The sequence below is a fragment of the Nocardia sp. 348MFTsu5.1 genome (assembly GCF_000383535.1).
GTDB lineage: Bacteria > Actinomycetota > Actinomycetes > Mycobacteriales > Mycobacteriaceae > Williamsia > Williamsia faeni.
Map to the genome: position 1 here is coordinate 130,593 of NZ_KB911520.1, position 15,453 is coordinate 146,045.

Sequence of the window (15,453 nt, forward strand, 5' to 3'; positions counted from 1 at the left end):
CATTGAGTGAGCAGGCCTATCGCATCGAGCACGACACCATGGGCGAAGTTCGGGTGCCGGTCGACGCTCTCTGGCGGGCGCAGACCCAGCGCGCCGTGGAGAACTTCCCGATCAGCCACCGTCCCCTCGAACGAACCCAGATCCGTGCGATGGGCCTGCTCAAGGCTGCGTGCGCGCAGGTCAACAAAGACCTCGGTCTCCTCGACGCCGAGAAGGCCGACGCAATCGTGGCCGCTGCCAAGGAGATCGCCGACGGTCAACACGACGATCAGTTCCCCATCGACGTGTTCCAGACCGGGTCGGGCACCAGCTCGAACATGAACGCCAATGAGGTCATCGCATCCATCGCCAAGGCGGCCGGTGTCGAGATCCACCCGAACGACCACGTCAACATGTCGCAGTCGTCGAATGACACCTTCCCCACCGCGACGCATGTCGCCGCCACCGAGGCTGCCGTCACCGACCTCATCCCCGCGCTCGAGCACCTGCAGAAGTCATTGGCGCAGAAGGCCACCGAGTGGCGCACCGTCGTCAAATCCGGCCGCACCCATCTGATGGACGCGGTGCCCGTGACACTGGGCCAGGAGTTCGGTGGATACGCCCGCCAGATCGAGGCCGGCGTGGAACGCGTCACCGCCACCCTGCCCCGCCTCGGCGAGCTGCCCATCGGCGGAACCGCTGTCGGCACGGGCCTCAATGCACCGGCCGGGTTCGGCACCAAGGTTGTCGCCGAGCTGATCAAGCTCACCGGTGTGGCCGAGCTGGCCCTGGCCAAAGACAACTTCGAGGCCCAGGCCGCACGTGACGGCCTCGTTGAACTGTCGGGTGCCTTGAAGACGGTCGCGGTCTCATTGACCAAGATCGCCAACGATGTCCGCTGGATGGGCTCGGGCCCGCTCACCGGGCTCGGCGAGATCCAGCTCCCCGACCTGCAGCCCGGCAGCTCGATTATGCCCGGCAAGGTCAACCCGGTTCTGCCCGAGGCAGTCACCCAGGTCGCCGCACAGGTCATCGGCAACGACGCCGCCGTCACATGGGGTGGTGGCAACGGCGCGTTCGAACTCAACGTCTACATCCCGATGATGGCCCGCAACGTCCTCGAGTCGTTGAAACTGCTGGCCAACGTGTCGCGGTTGTTCGCCGACCGCTGCATCGCCGGCCTGGTGGCCAACGAAGAGCACCTCAAGGAACTCGCCGAGTCGTCGCCGTCCATCGTGACCCCGCTGAACAGCGCAATCGGCTACGAAGAGGCCGCCGCCGTGGCCAAGGCAGCCCTCAAGAACAAGCAGACGATCCGTCAGACCGTCATCGACCGCGGTCTGATCGGTGACAAACTCTCCGAGGCCGAGCTCGACAAGCGTCTCGACGTCCTCAAGATGGCCAACCTGGATCGCGAACGCTGACCGACCCCGATTTTGGTGGCTTTTGGTAACCTTGACCTGCAGGTTTACTCACCAGAAGCCACCATTTTCGGGTACATCGGGGGTTGGCCTACTTCAGGCCGATGCTGATGATCGGTTGACGAGCCGGGTCCAGCCACCGGACGATCTCGATCAGCACGTCACGATCGATCGCGACGCAGCCCCAGGTGGGTTCACCGTTGGTGACGTGCAGGAAGATGCCGGATGCGTAGCCGTCGACCCGCTGCGGGTTGTGGGCGATGTTGACGACGTAGTCGTAGATGTCGCCGGTGGCCAGGATGTTCTCGCTGTCACCGCCGGGGTTCTCGACCTGCCGCACGTGCGTGTTGTACGTCGGTGACCCGGGCAGCGCGTCCCACCAATCCTGTTCGTCCGCTTGGAAATACGGCATCTCTGTACCGGGATCGGGTTGATTGCCGAATGCCTGGTCGAGGGCGAACACACCCATCGGGGTCCGCCAGACGTTGTCGCGTGGGATGCCGATACCTTCGGCACCGAGATCGGCATCGGTGGCGTCGACCACCTGAATCCACTTGCCCGATTCATTCCGCTCCCATGCGGTCAGCGTTGCCATAGTGCTGTGGATCGATTCGGAGGTCACCCTGATCATCTGCGTCGACAACGGGAACGACGATGGCGTCAAGACCTCATCGGCCTGGGCCGAAGCAGGAACGATCATCGCAGTGACAACAAACAGAGCGGCGGCCAGTGACACCACTGGTCCCATGAACGTCTTGGACAACTTCAGCACCACGTGATTATGCCAAGTGCTCAGCGAAAGCACGTATCGGGCCGATTACGGCACTGCACTAATCTGGTCACTGCCGAGCATTGGAACCACTCCGCTCGCGGTGCCGGCGCAACACAGAAATCTGGGGGTCTTCATGCCACTCTCCGCGGGCACCATGTTTGCCGGCTACACAATCGAACGCCTTCTCGGAGCCGGCGGCATGGGTGAGGTATACCTGGCCAAGCACCCGCGGCTGCCGCGCTCGGACGCCCTGAAGATCCTGCCCACGTCACTCCCCGGATCAAGTGCGACATCCGACGAGGACTACCGCCTCAGGTTCGTGCGCGAGGCCGATCTGTCGGCCAAGCTCTGGCATCCGAACATCGTCGCAGTCCATGACCGCGGCGAGTTCATGGGCCAACTGTGGATCAGCATGGACTTCGTCCCCGGCACCGATGGCGCAGAACTCCTGGCCGTCTACCCCAAAGGTGTACGTCCGAGCCTGTGCCTCCAGATGGTCACCGAGGTCGCGTCGGCGCTCGACCATGCCCACAGCCAGGGGCTCCTGCATCGGGACGTCAAACCCGGCAACATCATGCTGACCGAATCGACTCCGCACCGAGTCATGCTGACCGACTTCGGAATTGCGCGCCCGATCGCAGAGACGAGCGATCTGACGCTGACCGGATTTGCGGTCGGCACCGTTGCCTACGCCGCGCCCGAACAACTCCGCGGCCTGCCTGTGGATGCACGCGCCGACGTCTATGCGCTCGGCGCCACCGCCGTCGCTCTTCTCACCGGAGCACCCCCGGGCTCCGGTCGTCAACTTGCGCCCGCGGTCGCCCCGGTGATCAACCGGGCCCTGGCCACCGAACCCGCCGATCGCTACCCCACCTGCAGCGAATTCGCGCGCGACCTCGCCGTCGCGCTCGACCTGCCTCCGGTGACGCCTCCGCCGACCACTCCCCCCGCCGACTCGCACGATGCACAGCACGCGCCGACTCTCCTGGGGCTGCCCACCATCGCGACACGTCCACCGACCGAGCCGCCGGTGTAAGCCACCGATCTGTATGACCCTACGCACCACCTGTTTTCGCACCCGCCACCGACAATTGTCGGTGGATGGAACGAAAACAGGTGGGCGCCAAGGCGAACCGTGCGCTCGCTACGCGGTCGGCGCGAATTCTTCCAGCATCTCGGTGACCAGTGCCGCAATCGGTGACCGCTCGCTGCGAGTCAACGTGACATGTGCGAAAAGTGGGTGGCCCTTGAGCTTTTCGATCACCGCCGCGACACCGTCGTGCCGGCCGACTCGCAGGTTGTCGCGCTGTGCGACGTCGTGGGTGAGCACCACCCGCGACCCGGTACCAAGGCGCGACAGCACGGTCAGCAGCACATTGCGCTCCAAAGACTGTGCCTCATCGACGATCACAAACGAATCATGCAGTGAACGGCCTCGAATATGGGTCAGCGGAAGCACTTCCAGCATCCCGCGGCTGAGAACCTCTTCGATCACCTCGGTGGATGCCAGGCCTTCGAGGGTGTCGAACACCGCTTGCGCCCACGGTCCCATCTTCTCTGACTCGCTGCCGGGCAGATAGCCGAGATTCTGGCCGCCGACGGCGTAAAGCGGCCGGAACACAACAACTTTGCGCTGCGTGCGCCGTTCGAGTACCGCCTCGAGACCGGCACACAATGCCAGTGCCGATTTTCCGGTACCCGCCTTGCCGCCCATGGAGACGATTCCCACACTGTCGTCGAGAAGGAGATCAAGCGCCACCCGCTGTTCGGCGCTACGTCCACGCAATCCGAAGGTCTCGCGATCGCCGCGGACCAGCTGCACCTGCTTCTGCGGGTTCACGCGGCCAAGTGCACTGGAGTTGTTACCCAGGAGTCGAATCCCGGTGTGGCAGGGCAGGTCCCGGGCGGTGTCGAGGTCGACGACTCCGTCGGCGAACAGCGTGTCGATCACTGCGGAGTCGACATCGATCTCGGTCATTCCGGTCCATCCCGAGGCCACCACGTCCTGGGCGTGATATTCGTCCGCGGCCAGACCCACAGCGCCGGCTTTGACGCGCAGTGGTGTGTCCTTGGACACCAACACCACATCTTTGCCTTCGGCCCGGAGATTCAAGGCGCAGGCCAGGATTCGGGAATCGTTGGTGTCGGTACGGAAACCGGCCGGCAGGACCGCCGCGTCGGTGTGATTGAGCTCGACCTGGAGGGTGCCGCCCGCAGTGCCGATGGGGATCGGCTGATCGAGGCGCCCGAACTCCAGTCGCAGGTCGTCCAGCATCCGTAATGCTTCGCGTGCGAACCAGCCCAGTTCGTGGTGGTGGCGTTTACCTTCCAGTTCACTGATGACAACCAGCGGAAGAATCACGTGGTTCTCAGCGAAACGTGTTGCCGCCCATGGGTCAGACAACAGCACGGAAGTGTCGATGACGTACGTACGAGCGTCGCGTGCGGTCACGAAGGGCTCCTCGGTGTCTGGGCGGCACCGCTCAGACATTTGTTGCGGCCGGTCCGGTTCTGGTTTCAGCTGCAAGGTGCAACTGAACGAGGACCGGGGCCGGTCCCCTCGTACTCACGTAAGCAAGTCAACGATCGAACCTCCCAGGACGAACCGCTTCCCCGCGGCCCGTCAAACGTCAAAGTACGCGCAACTCCGCGTGTCGTCGCGTTGGAACCGCCCCGTGTCCGTGAACAATAAATTAACTGTCGAACGTCCTCGACGGACGATGTCGGCGGCCCGGTGCACGCGTCGAACCCGCCCGAGAAAGCACAAACCCCGCTCCATCGCGGTCGATGACTGCGAGTGGGGCGGGGTCCGCCGAGAACCAGAACAGTAGTTTTTCTACAGGCCGGCAGCGGCCAGGACGCGCTGACGTGCCGCCTCACCGGCCTCATCGAGCCCGTCGAGCGATTGCAGCTTGAGGTCCGCCACCAGAGTTGTCGCGACGAACGTCGCGGCACCTTCGTTGAACGGGGCGATGGTGTCGAGGTCACCGAAGTCGGCGATGTCCGCACCGATCGGTTCGAGCTCGGTCAGCGCGCGGTCGACCGACTTGATCAGCTCGGCCACGTTGGCATCGACACCGGCGTTCAGGAAGTTGGCAAACGTCTTGGCCTGAACGCGGTCGTCGTGCACGACCTTCTCGACGATGCCCTTCAGCACCTCACTGTCCGACGCCTCGAGGAGCTTCTCGCCGAACGAGACGCACTGCAGCTCATGCACCGCGAGCAGGGCCAATACGTCGAGGATCTGATAATCGGTCACCGACGCGGGCGTCTGCAGCTTGCCCTTGGTCATGTGGTGCAGGCGCAGGGTTTCGGCGGCTTCGGGGTCCATCAACCGCGACACCACGAGGTAATCGCGCAGGGCGATCGCGTGACGGTTGTCCTCCGCGGTCCACGTGCCGATCACCTGCTGCCACGCACCGAAGATGGACGCCTTCTGCGCCATCAGACGGTGGTACGACGGCATGTTGTCCTTGGTGAGCAGCAGTGCCAGGACCGCCTTCACGACGTCGTCGGGCAGTGCGGTCGGCGCGGTCGGATCGAAGTCCTCGCCGCCGAGGAATGCAAAGTTCTTGCCTTCGGCCCACGGCACCCAGTCATGCGGGTTCCATGCCACGGCCGCGGCATTGTGCTCTTCCATGATTTCCGGGATCGCCTTTTCCAAGGCGTAGAGCAATTCGTCCTGGGTCAGATCATTCACCCAGACAGCCTAGATGTCGGCCCCCGATATGCGAAACCACCCGCCCGAAAAACAAACCCACCTCGTGTGGCCAAAAACACACCTGGACGGGGTGTTTTTGATTGGTCGAGGTGGGTTTGTCAGGTCGTGCTCGGACGGACTCAGCGCTGGGTGCTGAGCAGACCCCAGTCCTCGAGTCCCTCGTAAAGCGGGAAGTCGAGAGCGAGCTGCGAGACGCGGGCGCGCAGCGCGGAGATGTCCGCACTCTCGCCGGCAGCCAGTGCGGTCCCGATGATGTCGGCGACCTCCCGGAACTGCTCTTCACCGAAACCGCGAGTGGCGAGCGCAGGCGTACCGATCCGAAGACCGGAGGTGACCATCGGCGGGCGTGGGTCGAACGGCACGGCGTTGCGGTTGACGGTGATGCCGACCTGATGGAGCAGATCTTCGGCCTGCTGGCCGTCGAGCGCGCTGTTACGCAGGTCGACCAGCACCAGGTGCACATCGGTGCCACCGGTCAGGACCGAGACACCGGCCTTCGACACATCGTCACCGGTGAGGCGCTCGGCCAGCAGGTGGGCGCCGACCAGCGTGCGCTCTTGGCGCTCCTTGAACTCTTCGGTGCCGGCGATCTTGAGGGCCACGGCCTTGGCGGCGATGACGTGCATCAGCGGGCCGCCCTGCTGACCGGGGAAGACTGCGGAGTTGAGCTTCTTGGCCCACTCCTTCTTGGCCAGGATGATGCCCGAGCGAGGTCCACCGAGTGTCTTGTGGACGGTCGACGACACGACGTCGGCGTACGGGACCGGTGACGGATGCAGGCCGGCGGCGACGAGTCCGGCGAAGTGGGCCATATCAACCCACAGGTGCGCACCGACCTCGTCGGCGATGGACCGGAAGGCCGCGAAGTCCAGGGTCCGCGGATAAGCGGACCAGCCGGCGACGATCACCTTCGGCTTGGTGTCGAGGGCGATCTTGCGCACCTCGTCCATGTCGATCCGGAAGTCTTCTTTGCTCACGCCGTAGAAGGCGTTCTCGTAGAGCTTGCCGGAGAAGTTCAGACGCATGCCGTGCGTGAGGTGACCACCATGGGCCAGATCGAGGCCGAGCAATGTCTCGCCGGGCTCCATCAGCGCAGCCAGGACCGCAGCGTTCGCCTGTGCGCCGGAATGTGGCTGCACGTTGGCGAATTCGGCACCGAACAGCTCTTTTGCGCGATTCCGGGCGATGTCCTCGACGACGTCGACGTATTCGCAGCCACCGTAGTAGCGGCGTCCGGGATAACCCTCGGCGTACTTGTTGGTCAGCACGCTGCCCTGGGCCTGCAGCACCGCACGGGGAACGAAGTTCTCCGACGCGATCATTTCCAGGGTGTCTCGCTGACGGTTCAGTTCTCCGTTCATCGCGGCCGCCACATCCGGGTCCAGCTCAGCCAGGGATGCGGTGTTGACGTCGGTCATTGGTCTCCTTCAGACGCTGCTGCGCGGACGAATCGGCAGGTTCAGTGTAAGAGACCGGGCACGTAACCGATAAATGCCCTATATCCCGGCCCCGAGCTCCGCCCGCAGTCGTCCGGGTGTCAGGGGTTCGTCGAGCAACCGCCCGAAACGAATGAGCCGATCTGCCGGCGACACGGCACCGAGCCCCGGCGCTGCCGGCATGTCCAGCCACCTCTGCAGCAGGCGGTAGCCCTCGACGTACGTACTGATGTACGCGCGCCACAGCGGTGACGACAGGAAACGCAGCATCTGCCGGGCGCGTTCGTCGGTGGCCAGGAGCCAGGTCTGCAGGTACGTCGCAACGGTGTCCTGGTCGGCGCCGCGATCGTGCAGCAACAGCGCTGCATCCTGGCGCACACCGAGGAGTCCACCGACGGCCCTTCCGATGGCGACGGCACGCTCGCCGTCGAACCGCAGTCCGAGGTCGGCGTAGATCTCCTGCGCCCAACTGCCCCACTCCGGCCCGATCGCAGCGCTCAGCGCATGATCGGCCAGCCCCTCGGCCATCAGGCATTGCGGGGTGTTCACCAGGAAGATCGACTGCTCGACCTGACCTGTCCCGACCAGCAACTGCTCTTTGCGGCAGTGCTCCGTGTGGTGGCCCGGGTACGCCTCGTGCGCGATGAGATGCGGCAGCGACGACATGTGCTGGGTCAGGTCGCCGTTGATGGCAACCTTCGACCGGTAGTCGCCCAGGTAGTAGTTGAACCCCGACCACGGCTTGTCGCCGACGACCTCGAAGTCGACGATCTCCACCTCGGGCAACGCGTAGGTGCCCCGCACCCGTTCTCGCAGTGCGCCGCTGAACGCCGACACCGCCTCGGCGACCTTGTCCTGTGGGATCTCCTCGGCACGTTTGTGCACGGCATAACGCTCGGCGAGGTCGCCGGTGCCGGGCAGCAACTCGTCCAGCTCCGCGTGGGCGCTGCGGTAGGTGTCGGGATCGCCCATCGTGATGTCGACGTCGAAGTAGTTGTGAACTTCTTCGACGAATCCGATGTCGTCGCCGGCGAACTTCCGCGCCGAACATTCCAGCGCCCGCAGCGCTGAATCGACAAACTCGGTGCGGATGTCTCCCAGTCCGGCGCCGGGGAGTTCGTCGCGGAGCGAAGCCGCTTGATGGGCAAGGTCTCTCGGATCGGGCGCCGGGGCGTTCTCGACCTCTCGACGGAGTGCCGGATCACCGGTGAACGCGTCGACGAAACCTTCTTCGAGCCGATCAAATGCCAATCCAAGCCGCAGATACCGCGCTGTGATCGCTTCGTTGTGCATGGGGTCAAACGCTACCGAAGGGACCCCGGAGTTGTTGCTCTGCGATCCATTCGCAAGGATGAACCCCATGCCACGGGGCCCACGGATCGAAAGTTGACATGGCACGGATAACCGAGCCGAGTCCGTACATCGAACTCGACCGACGTCAGTGGCGAGATCTTCGCCAATCGATGCCGATGGTGCTGACCGAGAGTGAACTGCGCGAATTGCGTGGTCTCGGCGAGCAGATCGACCTCACCGAAGTCGCAGACGTCTATCTGCCGCTGTCCCGTCTGATTCATCTGCAGGTGGCTGCTCGGCAACGTCTGTTCGCGGCGACGGCCACCTTCCTCGGCGAACGGAAACCTGAGCGACAGGTGCCGTTCATCATCGGTGTGGCCGGCAGTGTCGCGGTGGGCAAGTCGACCACGGCCCGCGTCCTGCAGGCTCTGCTGGCCCGGTGGGAGTCGCATCCGACCGTCGACCTGATCACCACCGACGGATTCCTCTACACCACCGCCGAGCTGGAACGTCGCGGGATCATGCACCGCAAGGGTTTCCCCGAGTCGTACGACCGGCGCGCGCTGCTGCGGTTCGTGACCGAGGTGAAGTCGGGTGCTCGTGACGTGTCGGCACCGGTGTATTCACATGTCTCCTACGACATCGTCCGCGGCACCAAACACCATGTGAAACAACCCGACATCCTCATCGTCGAGGGACTGAACGTGCTCCAGACCGGGGCCCGGCTGATGGTGTCGGACCTCTTCGACTTCTCGATCTACGTCGACGCCCGCATCGAGGACATCGAGGACTGGTACATCAACCGGTTCCTGGCGATGCGGACCACGGCCTTCGCCGACCCGAACTCTCACTTCCACCACTACTCGTCGCTGAACGACGACCAGGCCTTCCTGGCAGCCCGCGACATCTGGAACGGCATCAACCGGCCGAATCTGGTGGAGAACATCCTGCCGACCCGTCCACGGGCGACGCTGGTGCTACGCAAGGACGCCAATCACGCGATCAACCGGGTGCGCCTGCGCAAGATCTGATCGAGCAGGCGCGGTTTCACTTACCGAAGCGACGGCTTCGTGCGCCGTAGTCACGCAGTGCGCGCAGGAAGTCGACGCGGCGGAACGCCGGCCAGTAGGCATCGGTGAACCAGATTTCCGAGTAGGCGCTTTGCCAGAGCAGGAAACCTGAAAGGCGTTGTTCGCCAGAGGTTCTGATGACCAAGTCAGGGTCGGGCTGGCCTCGGGTGTAGAGATTCTGGTCGATGGCCTCGACGGTGACCGCGTCGACGAGATCGTCGGGTGAATCGCCGGCAGCGATCCGGTCGGCGAGCAGGGTCCGCACCGAGTCCACGATCTCCTGGCGTCCTCCGTAACCCACCGCCACGTTCACGGTCGGACCCACGCGGCCTGCCGTCTGCTGCTCCGCGGCCTTCAGCCGGCTGGACACCTCGACCGGGAGTTGATCAAGGGCACCAACAACTTTCACCCGCCACGGCTGCCCGGGCGCAGAGATCTCCTCGACGATGTCGGGAACGATCTGCATCAGCGCGCCGAGTTCCTCGGTGTCGCGGCTCAGGTTCTCGGTGGAGAGCAGGTAGATGGTGACCGTCGAGATGTCGAGAGCGCTGCACCAGGTGAGGACTTCGGCGATCTTCTGCGCACCCACCCGATGCCCATGATTGACGTTGTCGAACCCGGCCTCGCGGGCCCACCGACGATTTCCGTCACAGATGATCGCGATGTGCCGGGGCACCCGTTCCGGATCGAGGTACTGGGTGAGCCGACGTTCGTAGACCCGATACATCGGTCCACGCATCGCGTCGGGAATCAACTTCACTCGGTACACCTTACGCGGCCTCACGGACCGCCGATGCGAACCTACGCTACCGTAGGTTGTGGTCTCTTCCGAACTCGCACGACTCGCTGAACTCAAGCCGCGCATGCGGGGGTGGATCCACCTGTACGCCGGCTTCGCCGCCATCGGCGCCGGCATCGTGCTCGTTGCCGTCGCGTGGGCGCTGGTCGGTCCGGTGGCGGCCCTGGCCTGCGGTATCTATGCGCTGACGGTCTGCGGGGTGTTCGGCGTCAGCGCCACGTATCACCGGGTGAACTGGACCACGGACACCGCGAAGATGTGGATGAAGCGGGCCGACCATTCGATGATCTTCATCTTCATCGCCGGTAGCTACACCCCGTTCTGTGTGATCGGCCTGGAACCACCCGCGCAGGTGGCGGTGCTGGTCATCGTGTGGGTCGGAGCATTGGCCGGGGTGACCCTCAAAATGGTCTGGCCGTCGTCACCGCGATGGCTCGGGGTACCGCTCTACATCATCCTGGGCTGGACGATCATCGCGGTGGTCCCGACGCTCATCGAATCGGTGGGTGTGGCCGTCGTTGTACTCCTGGCCGTGGGTGGACTGTTCTACACCGTCGGCGGCATCCTGTACGCAACCCAGTGGCCCAACCCCTGGCCGAACACCTTCGGCCACCACGAGTTCTTCCACGCCTGCACGGTGATCGCCGCACTGGTGCACTACGTCGCGGTGTGGCTGGTGCTGTTCAGCTGAGGTGCTGCACCAGAATCGGTACAGGTCAGGCCGAAACCGTCACCGAATCCTTTGCCGCCGACAGGGTCTGCACGACCGTCAGGGTCGCGTCCCAGTCCATGCACTTGTCGGTGACGGACTGGCCGTAGGTCAGAACCTCGGCATCCGGCGACTGCGCACCGGCAACCAGGAAGCTCTCCAACATCACACCGCTGATGCCCAGTTGGCCGCCGGCGATCATCGCCGCGATATCGGTGGCGACCACGGCCTGCTGGATGTGGTCCTTGCCCGAGTTGGCGTGCGAGCAGTCGACCATCACCAGTTCGGGCAGGCCCGCCTTGGCCAGCGCAGCGATCGTGCGGTTGATGGAGTCGACGTCGTGGTTCGGTCCCGTGGTGCCACCCCGCAGGATGACGTGGCAGTCCTCATTGCCCACGGTCTCCACGATCGAACCCCGGCCGAAGTCGTCGACGCCGAAGAAAACATGCTCGGCGGCAGCGGCTTTCACGCCATCGACCGCGACCTGGATGTTGCCGTCGGTACCGTTCTTGAATCCGATGGGCATCGACAGACCCGATGCCAGCTGACGGTGCACCTGCGACTCGGTGGTGCGGGCACCGATGGCGCCCCAGGCAACAGCATCCGCGATGTACTGCGGGCTCGTCGGTTCGAGGAACTCACAACCGACCGGCAGACCGAGGTCGATGATGTCGAGCAGCAGTGCGCGCGCGGTGCGCAGACCACGCTCGACGTCGAACGAACCATCCATGCCCGGGTCGTTGATCAGGCCTTTCCAGCCGACGGTGGTGCGAGGTTTTTCGAAGTACACGCGCATCACGATCTTGAGCCGGTCCGCATGTTCGACGGCGAGCGGAGCCAGACGGCGGGCGTAATCCAGAGCGGCGACGGTGTCGTGGACCGAGCAGGGCCCGACGATGACCAGGAGTCGGTCGTCGCGGCCGGCGAGGATGTCGGCGATCTCATCGCGATCTTGCTGCACAACCGCGGCGCGGCGATCGGTCAACGGCAGTTCTGCCCGAACCGCGTCGGGTGAAGGGATCTCGCGGAAAGCCCGGATGCGGCGGTCGGATGTTTTGGGTCCGACCAGCGTCGCCTGCTCGGCCTGCGTGGTGGTGGATTCGCTACTCATGATGCGTGCCTTTCTGATTCGGCGAGCACCCGCACTCATGTAACCGGTGCCCTGACAAAGAAAAAAGCAGCGACCACGATGGTCACTGCTCGGGGCTCCGGGTGTTGGCGCGCGTCAGTACAGCGCGATATCGGCGGCTCCACCCGGAGCCTCGATAAAGCGCCAATAGGCACCAGCACAAATGTTCACGTCGGCCAACCTAGCACGGTGTTCGCCGGATGCCCAAAATGCGCACCCTCCTAGGGATGACCGCGGTCGATCACCCGGGACAGCACGATGATGCTCTCGGAGTGGTCGACGGTCTCCGCCGCCCGGATGCGTTCGAGCGCCACCTCCAGGTGCTGGACGTCGCGCGCCACCACCCGCAGGATCGCATCGGCCGGGCCGGTGACGGTGGCAGCACTGACCACTTCAGAGATGTGTTCCCACGATCGGGCGAGGATGTCCGGGGCTATGGTGCCCCGGCAGAACACCTGAACGTAGGCCTCCGTGGTCCATTGCAACGCTGCCGGATCGGTGACCACGGTGAAGCCGCGGATCACACCGGAAGACACGAGCCGGTCGACGCGACGCTTGACGGCCGGCGCCGACAGTCGCACCTGCTCCCCGATCTGCGCGTATGTCTGCCGCGCATCACGAGTCAGGCAGCCCAGAATCGCCTCATCGATCTCGTCCAGCTCAGCCACCGGGAGTCCTCCCTTTCACCTCACGCAACAGATCTAACTATTGTGCCAGATTTAGCAACAGACAGCCGGTCTAGACGCAAGGCACGGAGATTGCTTGCATTTCATGGGGTTCTTACGATCGATGAGTGACCATCACCCAGTTCGCCCCTGCCGTCGGCCGAGACCGAACCTTCTCACCACGCAACTATGCGATGACCCCACCGACCCACTTTGAGGTCACCTACCGGATCAATCCATGGATGGACCCGACCGTCGAGGTCGACACCGCGCTCGCCCTCCACCAGTGGAACGTCCTTCGCGAGACGTATGTCCAACTGGGACATTCCGTTTCAGAAGTGCCGCCGGTCCCGGGTCTGCCCGACATGGTCTATGCCGCCAACGGGGGACTGGTCGTCGGCGGTGTCGCGATAGCCGCAGCGTTCCGACATCCGCAGCGTCAACCCGAGGGCGCGGCATATGCCGCCTGGATGAACAGCGCCGGACTCGGACCGGTGCGGACGGTCTCCGGGATCAACGAGGGCGAAGGCGACTTCCTCGTGGTCGGCGATCGCATCCTGGCCGGCACCGGTTTCCGTACCGACCAACAGACCCACCGCCAGGTTGCTCAACTCACCGGACTTCCGGTTGTCAGCCTCGAACTCGTGGACCCGCGGTACTACCATCTCGACACCGCGCTCGGCGTACTCGACGACGACACCATCACCTATTTTCCGGACGCGTTCTCGGCGGACGCCCAGCGCGTCCTCGCCGATCTCTACCCCACCGCTATCCGGGCGAACGATGCCGATGCCGCTGTACTCGGGCTGAATCTGGTCTCCGACGGCCTCAACGTCGTGATGACCGACGCCGCACCACATTTGGCAGCCCTACTCACCGCCGCCGGCTTCAATCCGATCGAGGTGGACCTCTCCGAATTGCTCAAGGGCGGTGGCGGCGTCAAATGTTGCACGCTGGAACTACGAAAGGCCGGTGTCACATCATGACCGTCGACATCACCCATTCCGTCGATCCGATCATCTCGTCATCCGAGCACATCGGCATGGTCGACGACTTTGCGGCACACAACTATTCGCCGTTGCCGGTGGTCGCGGCCACCGCCGAGGGTGCCTGGATCACCGACGTCGAGGGACGCAGGTACCTCGATTGCCTGGCCGGATACTCGGCGATCAATTTCGGGCATCGCAATCGGGAGATCATCGCCGCGGTCACCGACCAACTCGGCCGTCTCACGTTGACCAGCAGAGCCTTTCATTCCGACCGTCTGGGGCCGTTCTGCCGCGACCTGGCCGCACTCTGCGGCAAAGAGATGGTGCTGCCGATGAACACCGGCGCCGAAGCGGTGGAATCAGCCATCAAGGTGGCCCGCAAGTGGGGCACCGAGGTGAAAGGTGTGCCGGCGGGACAGGCCTCGATCGTGGTGGCGGCAGGCAACTTCCACGGGCGCACCACCACCATCGTGAGCTTCTCCGACGATCCGGTCGCACGCACCGGATTCGGACCGTTCACCCCGGGCTTCCGGATTGTTCCGTTCGGTGACGCCGAGGCGATGGCTGCCGCCATCGACGACACCACCGTTGCGGTTCTGATCGAACCGATCCAGGGTGAGGCCGGCATCATCGTCCCGCCCGATGGGTACCTCGCCGCGGTTCGTGAACTCTGCACCAGCACAAACGTGTTGATGATCTGCGATGAGATCCAATCCGGACTCGGCCGTACCGGGACCACATTCGCCTGCGACCACTGGGACGTGGTGCCCGACCTGTACACGCTCGGCAAAGCTCTGGGCGGGGGCGTCCTGCCCGTGTCGGCGGTGGTCGGCGACAGCAACGTACTCGGGGTACTCCGGCCGGGCGAGCACGGTTCGACGTTCGGCGGCAATCCCCTTGCTGCTGCGGTCGGTTCGACTGTGGTGCACATGCTCGGTACCGGGTATTGGCAAGACCGCGCAGCAACACTGGGCACCCATCTCCACGGTCGACTTCACGAGTTGATCGGCGGCGGCGTCACCGCGGTCCGCGGGCTGGGCCTATGGGCGGGTGTAGACGTCGATCCGACATTGGGCACCGGCAAAGACCTCTGCAAGAAACTCGCAGAACGCGGTGTCCTGGCCAAGGACACCCATGGTTCGACGTTGCGGTTTGCTCCCCCGATTGTCATCACCACAGACGAAATCGATTGGGCGATGGATCAGTTCGCGGCAGTCCTACACACCTGACCCCACCCCCGCCTCCGCCGAGCGTGCCCATATCACCGTCGAGCGTGCTCATATCACCGCCGACCCCCCGTCGAGCGTGCCAACATCCCCGCCGAGCGTGCCCAAATTCCCGCCGAGCGTGCCCAAATTCCCGCCGAACGTGCCGAAAACTACTGTGCAACAGCGATATCGGCACGGTCGACGGTTCGTTCGGCACGGTCGACGGTTCGTTCGGCAGGCAATGTCAAGTGGTTGTTGCATC

14 protein-coding genes are annotated in these 15,453 nt (G+C 64.2%); 6 read left to right on the forward strand and 8 right to left on the reverse strand.

Features of this window, described 5'->3' with window-relative positions; translation table 11 throughout:
* Positions 1-2: 2 nt before the first annotated feature.
* A complete protein-coding gene (locus H290_RS0120880; protein WP_020108783.1) occupies positions 3-1,403 on the forward strand; it encodes a class II fumarate hydratase in 1,401 nt (466 codons plus the stop codon).
* 88 nt (positions 1,404-1,491) lie between these two features.
* Here the strand turns inward: H290_RS0120880 and H290_RS0120885 are convergent, their stop codons facing one another.
* Complete coding sequence (locus tag H290_RS0120885) at positions 1,492-2,172, reverse strand: L,D-transpeptidase (protein WP_231373788.1); 681 nt, start codon at positions 2,170-2,172, stop codon at positions 1,492-1,494.
* 133 nt (positions 2,173-2,305) lie between these two features.
* On the opposite strand from H290_RS0120885, the gene H290_RS29390 reads away from it, so the two are divergent.
* Positions 2,306-3,208 carry a serine/threonine-protein kinase gene (locus tag H290_RS29390; protein WP_081631670.1) on the forward strand — a complete coding sequence of 301 codons (903 nt, stop codon included), beginning with the start codon at positions 2,306-2,308 and terminating at the stop codon, positions 3,206-3,208.
* A gap of 108 nt (positions 3,209-3,316) precedes the next feature.
* Here the strand turns inward: H290_RS29390 and H290_RS0120895 are convergent, their stop codons facing one another.
* The 4 genes from H290_RS0120895 to H290_RS0120910 all read right to left on the reverse strand — a co-directional run bounded on the left by H290_RS0120895 (position 3,317) and on the right by H290_RS0120910 (position 8,622).
* The gene (locus tag H290_RS0120895; protein WP_020108787.1) at positions 3,317-4,663 is read right to left on the reverse strand and encodes a PhoH family protein; all 1,347 of its coding nucleotides are present in this window, start codon (positions 4,661-4,663) and stop codon (positions 3,317-3,319) included.
* Between the two features lie 345 nt (positions 4,664-5,008).
* Positions 5,009-5,872 carry an acyl-ACP desaturase gene (locus tag H290_RS0120900; RefSeq protein ID WP_020108788.1) on the reverse strand — a complete coding sequence of 288 codons (864 nt, stop codon included), beginning with the start codon at positions 5,870-5,872 and terminating at the stop codon, positions 5,009-5,011.
* A gap of 140 nt (positions 5,873-6,012) precedes the next feature.
* Positions 6,013-7,311 carry a serine hydroxymethyltransferase gene (glyA, locus tag H290_RS0120905; protein WP_020108789.1) on the reverse strand — a complete coding sequence of 433 codons (1,299 nt, stop codon included), beginning with the start codon at positions 7,309-7,311 and terminating at the stop codon, positions 6,013-6,015.
* A gap of 78 nt (positions 7,312-7,389) precedes the next feature.
* Positions 7,390-8,622, reverse strand: coding sequence for a hypothetical protein (locus H290_RS0120910; protein WP_028463479.1), 1,233 nt, complete (start codon positions 8,620-8,622; stop codon positions 7,390-7,392).
* A gap of 98 nt (positions 8,623-8,720) precedes the next feature.
* On the opposite strand from H290_RS0120910, the gene coaA reads away from it, so the two are divergent.
* Positions 8,721-9,653, forward strand: a complete 933-nt coding sequence (gene coaA, locus H290_RS0120915) for a type I pantothenate kinase (RefSeq protein ID WP_020108791.1) — start codon at positions 8,721-8,723, stop codon at positions 9,651-9,653.
* Between the two features lie 16 nt (positions 9,654-9,669).
* Here coaA and H290_RS0120920 read toward each other — a convergent pair whose 3' ends face one another.
* Entirely contained in the window at positions 9,670-10,452 is a 783-nt protein-coding gene (locus tag H290_RS0120920) for an isoprenyl transferase (protein ID WP_020108792.1), read from the reverse strand.
* A 103-nt stretch (positions 10,453-10,555) separates the two neighbouring features.
* Between H290_RS0120920 and H290_RS0120925 the strand changes: the two genes are divergently transcribed.
* Entirely contained in the window at positions 10,556-11,182 is a 627-nt protein-coding gene (locus H290_RS0120925; RefSeq protein WP_051122159.1) for a hemolysin III family protein, read from the forward strand.
* Between the two features lie 25 nt (positions 11,183-11,207).
* Here the strand turns inward: H290_RS0120925 and H290_RS0120930 are convergent, their stop codons facing one another.
* The gene (locus tag H290_RS0120930; RefSeq protein ID WP_020108794.1) at positions 11,208-12,311 is read right to left on the reverse strand and encodes a 3-deoxy-7-phosphoheptulonate synthase; all 1,104 of its coding nucleotides are present in this window, start codon (positions 12,309-12,311) and stop codon (positions 11,208-11,210) included.
* 239 nt (positions 12,312-12,550) lie between these two features.
* On the reverse strand, positions 12,551-12,997 hold the full coding sequence (locus H290_RS0120935) for an Lrp/AsnC family transcriptional regulator (protein ID WP_020108795.1): 447 nt from the start codon (positions 12,995-12,997) through the stop codon (positions 12,551-12,553).
* Positions 12,998-13,122: 125 nt separating this feature from the next.
* Here H290_RS0120935 and ddaH point away from each other — a divergent pair, with 125 nt between their 5' ends.
* Both ddaH and rocD read left to right on the forward strand, forming a co-directional pair.
* Positions 13,123-13,980 (forward strand): dimethylargininase, encoded by an 858-nt coding sequence (gene ddaH / locus H290_RS0120940; RefSeq protein WP_020108796.1) that lies wholly within the window; start codon positions 13,123-13,125, stop codon positions 13,978-13,980.
* Positions 13,977-15,212 (forward strand): ornithine--oxo-acid transaminase, encoded by a 1,236-nt coding sequence (gene rocD, locus H290_RS0120945; protein ID WP_020108797.1) that lies wholly within the window; start codon positions 13,977-13,979, stop codon positions 15,210-15,212. The genes ddaH and rocD overlap by 4 nt, the downstream gene beginning before the upstream one ends.
* Positions 15,213-15,453: the final 241 nt, after the last annotated feature.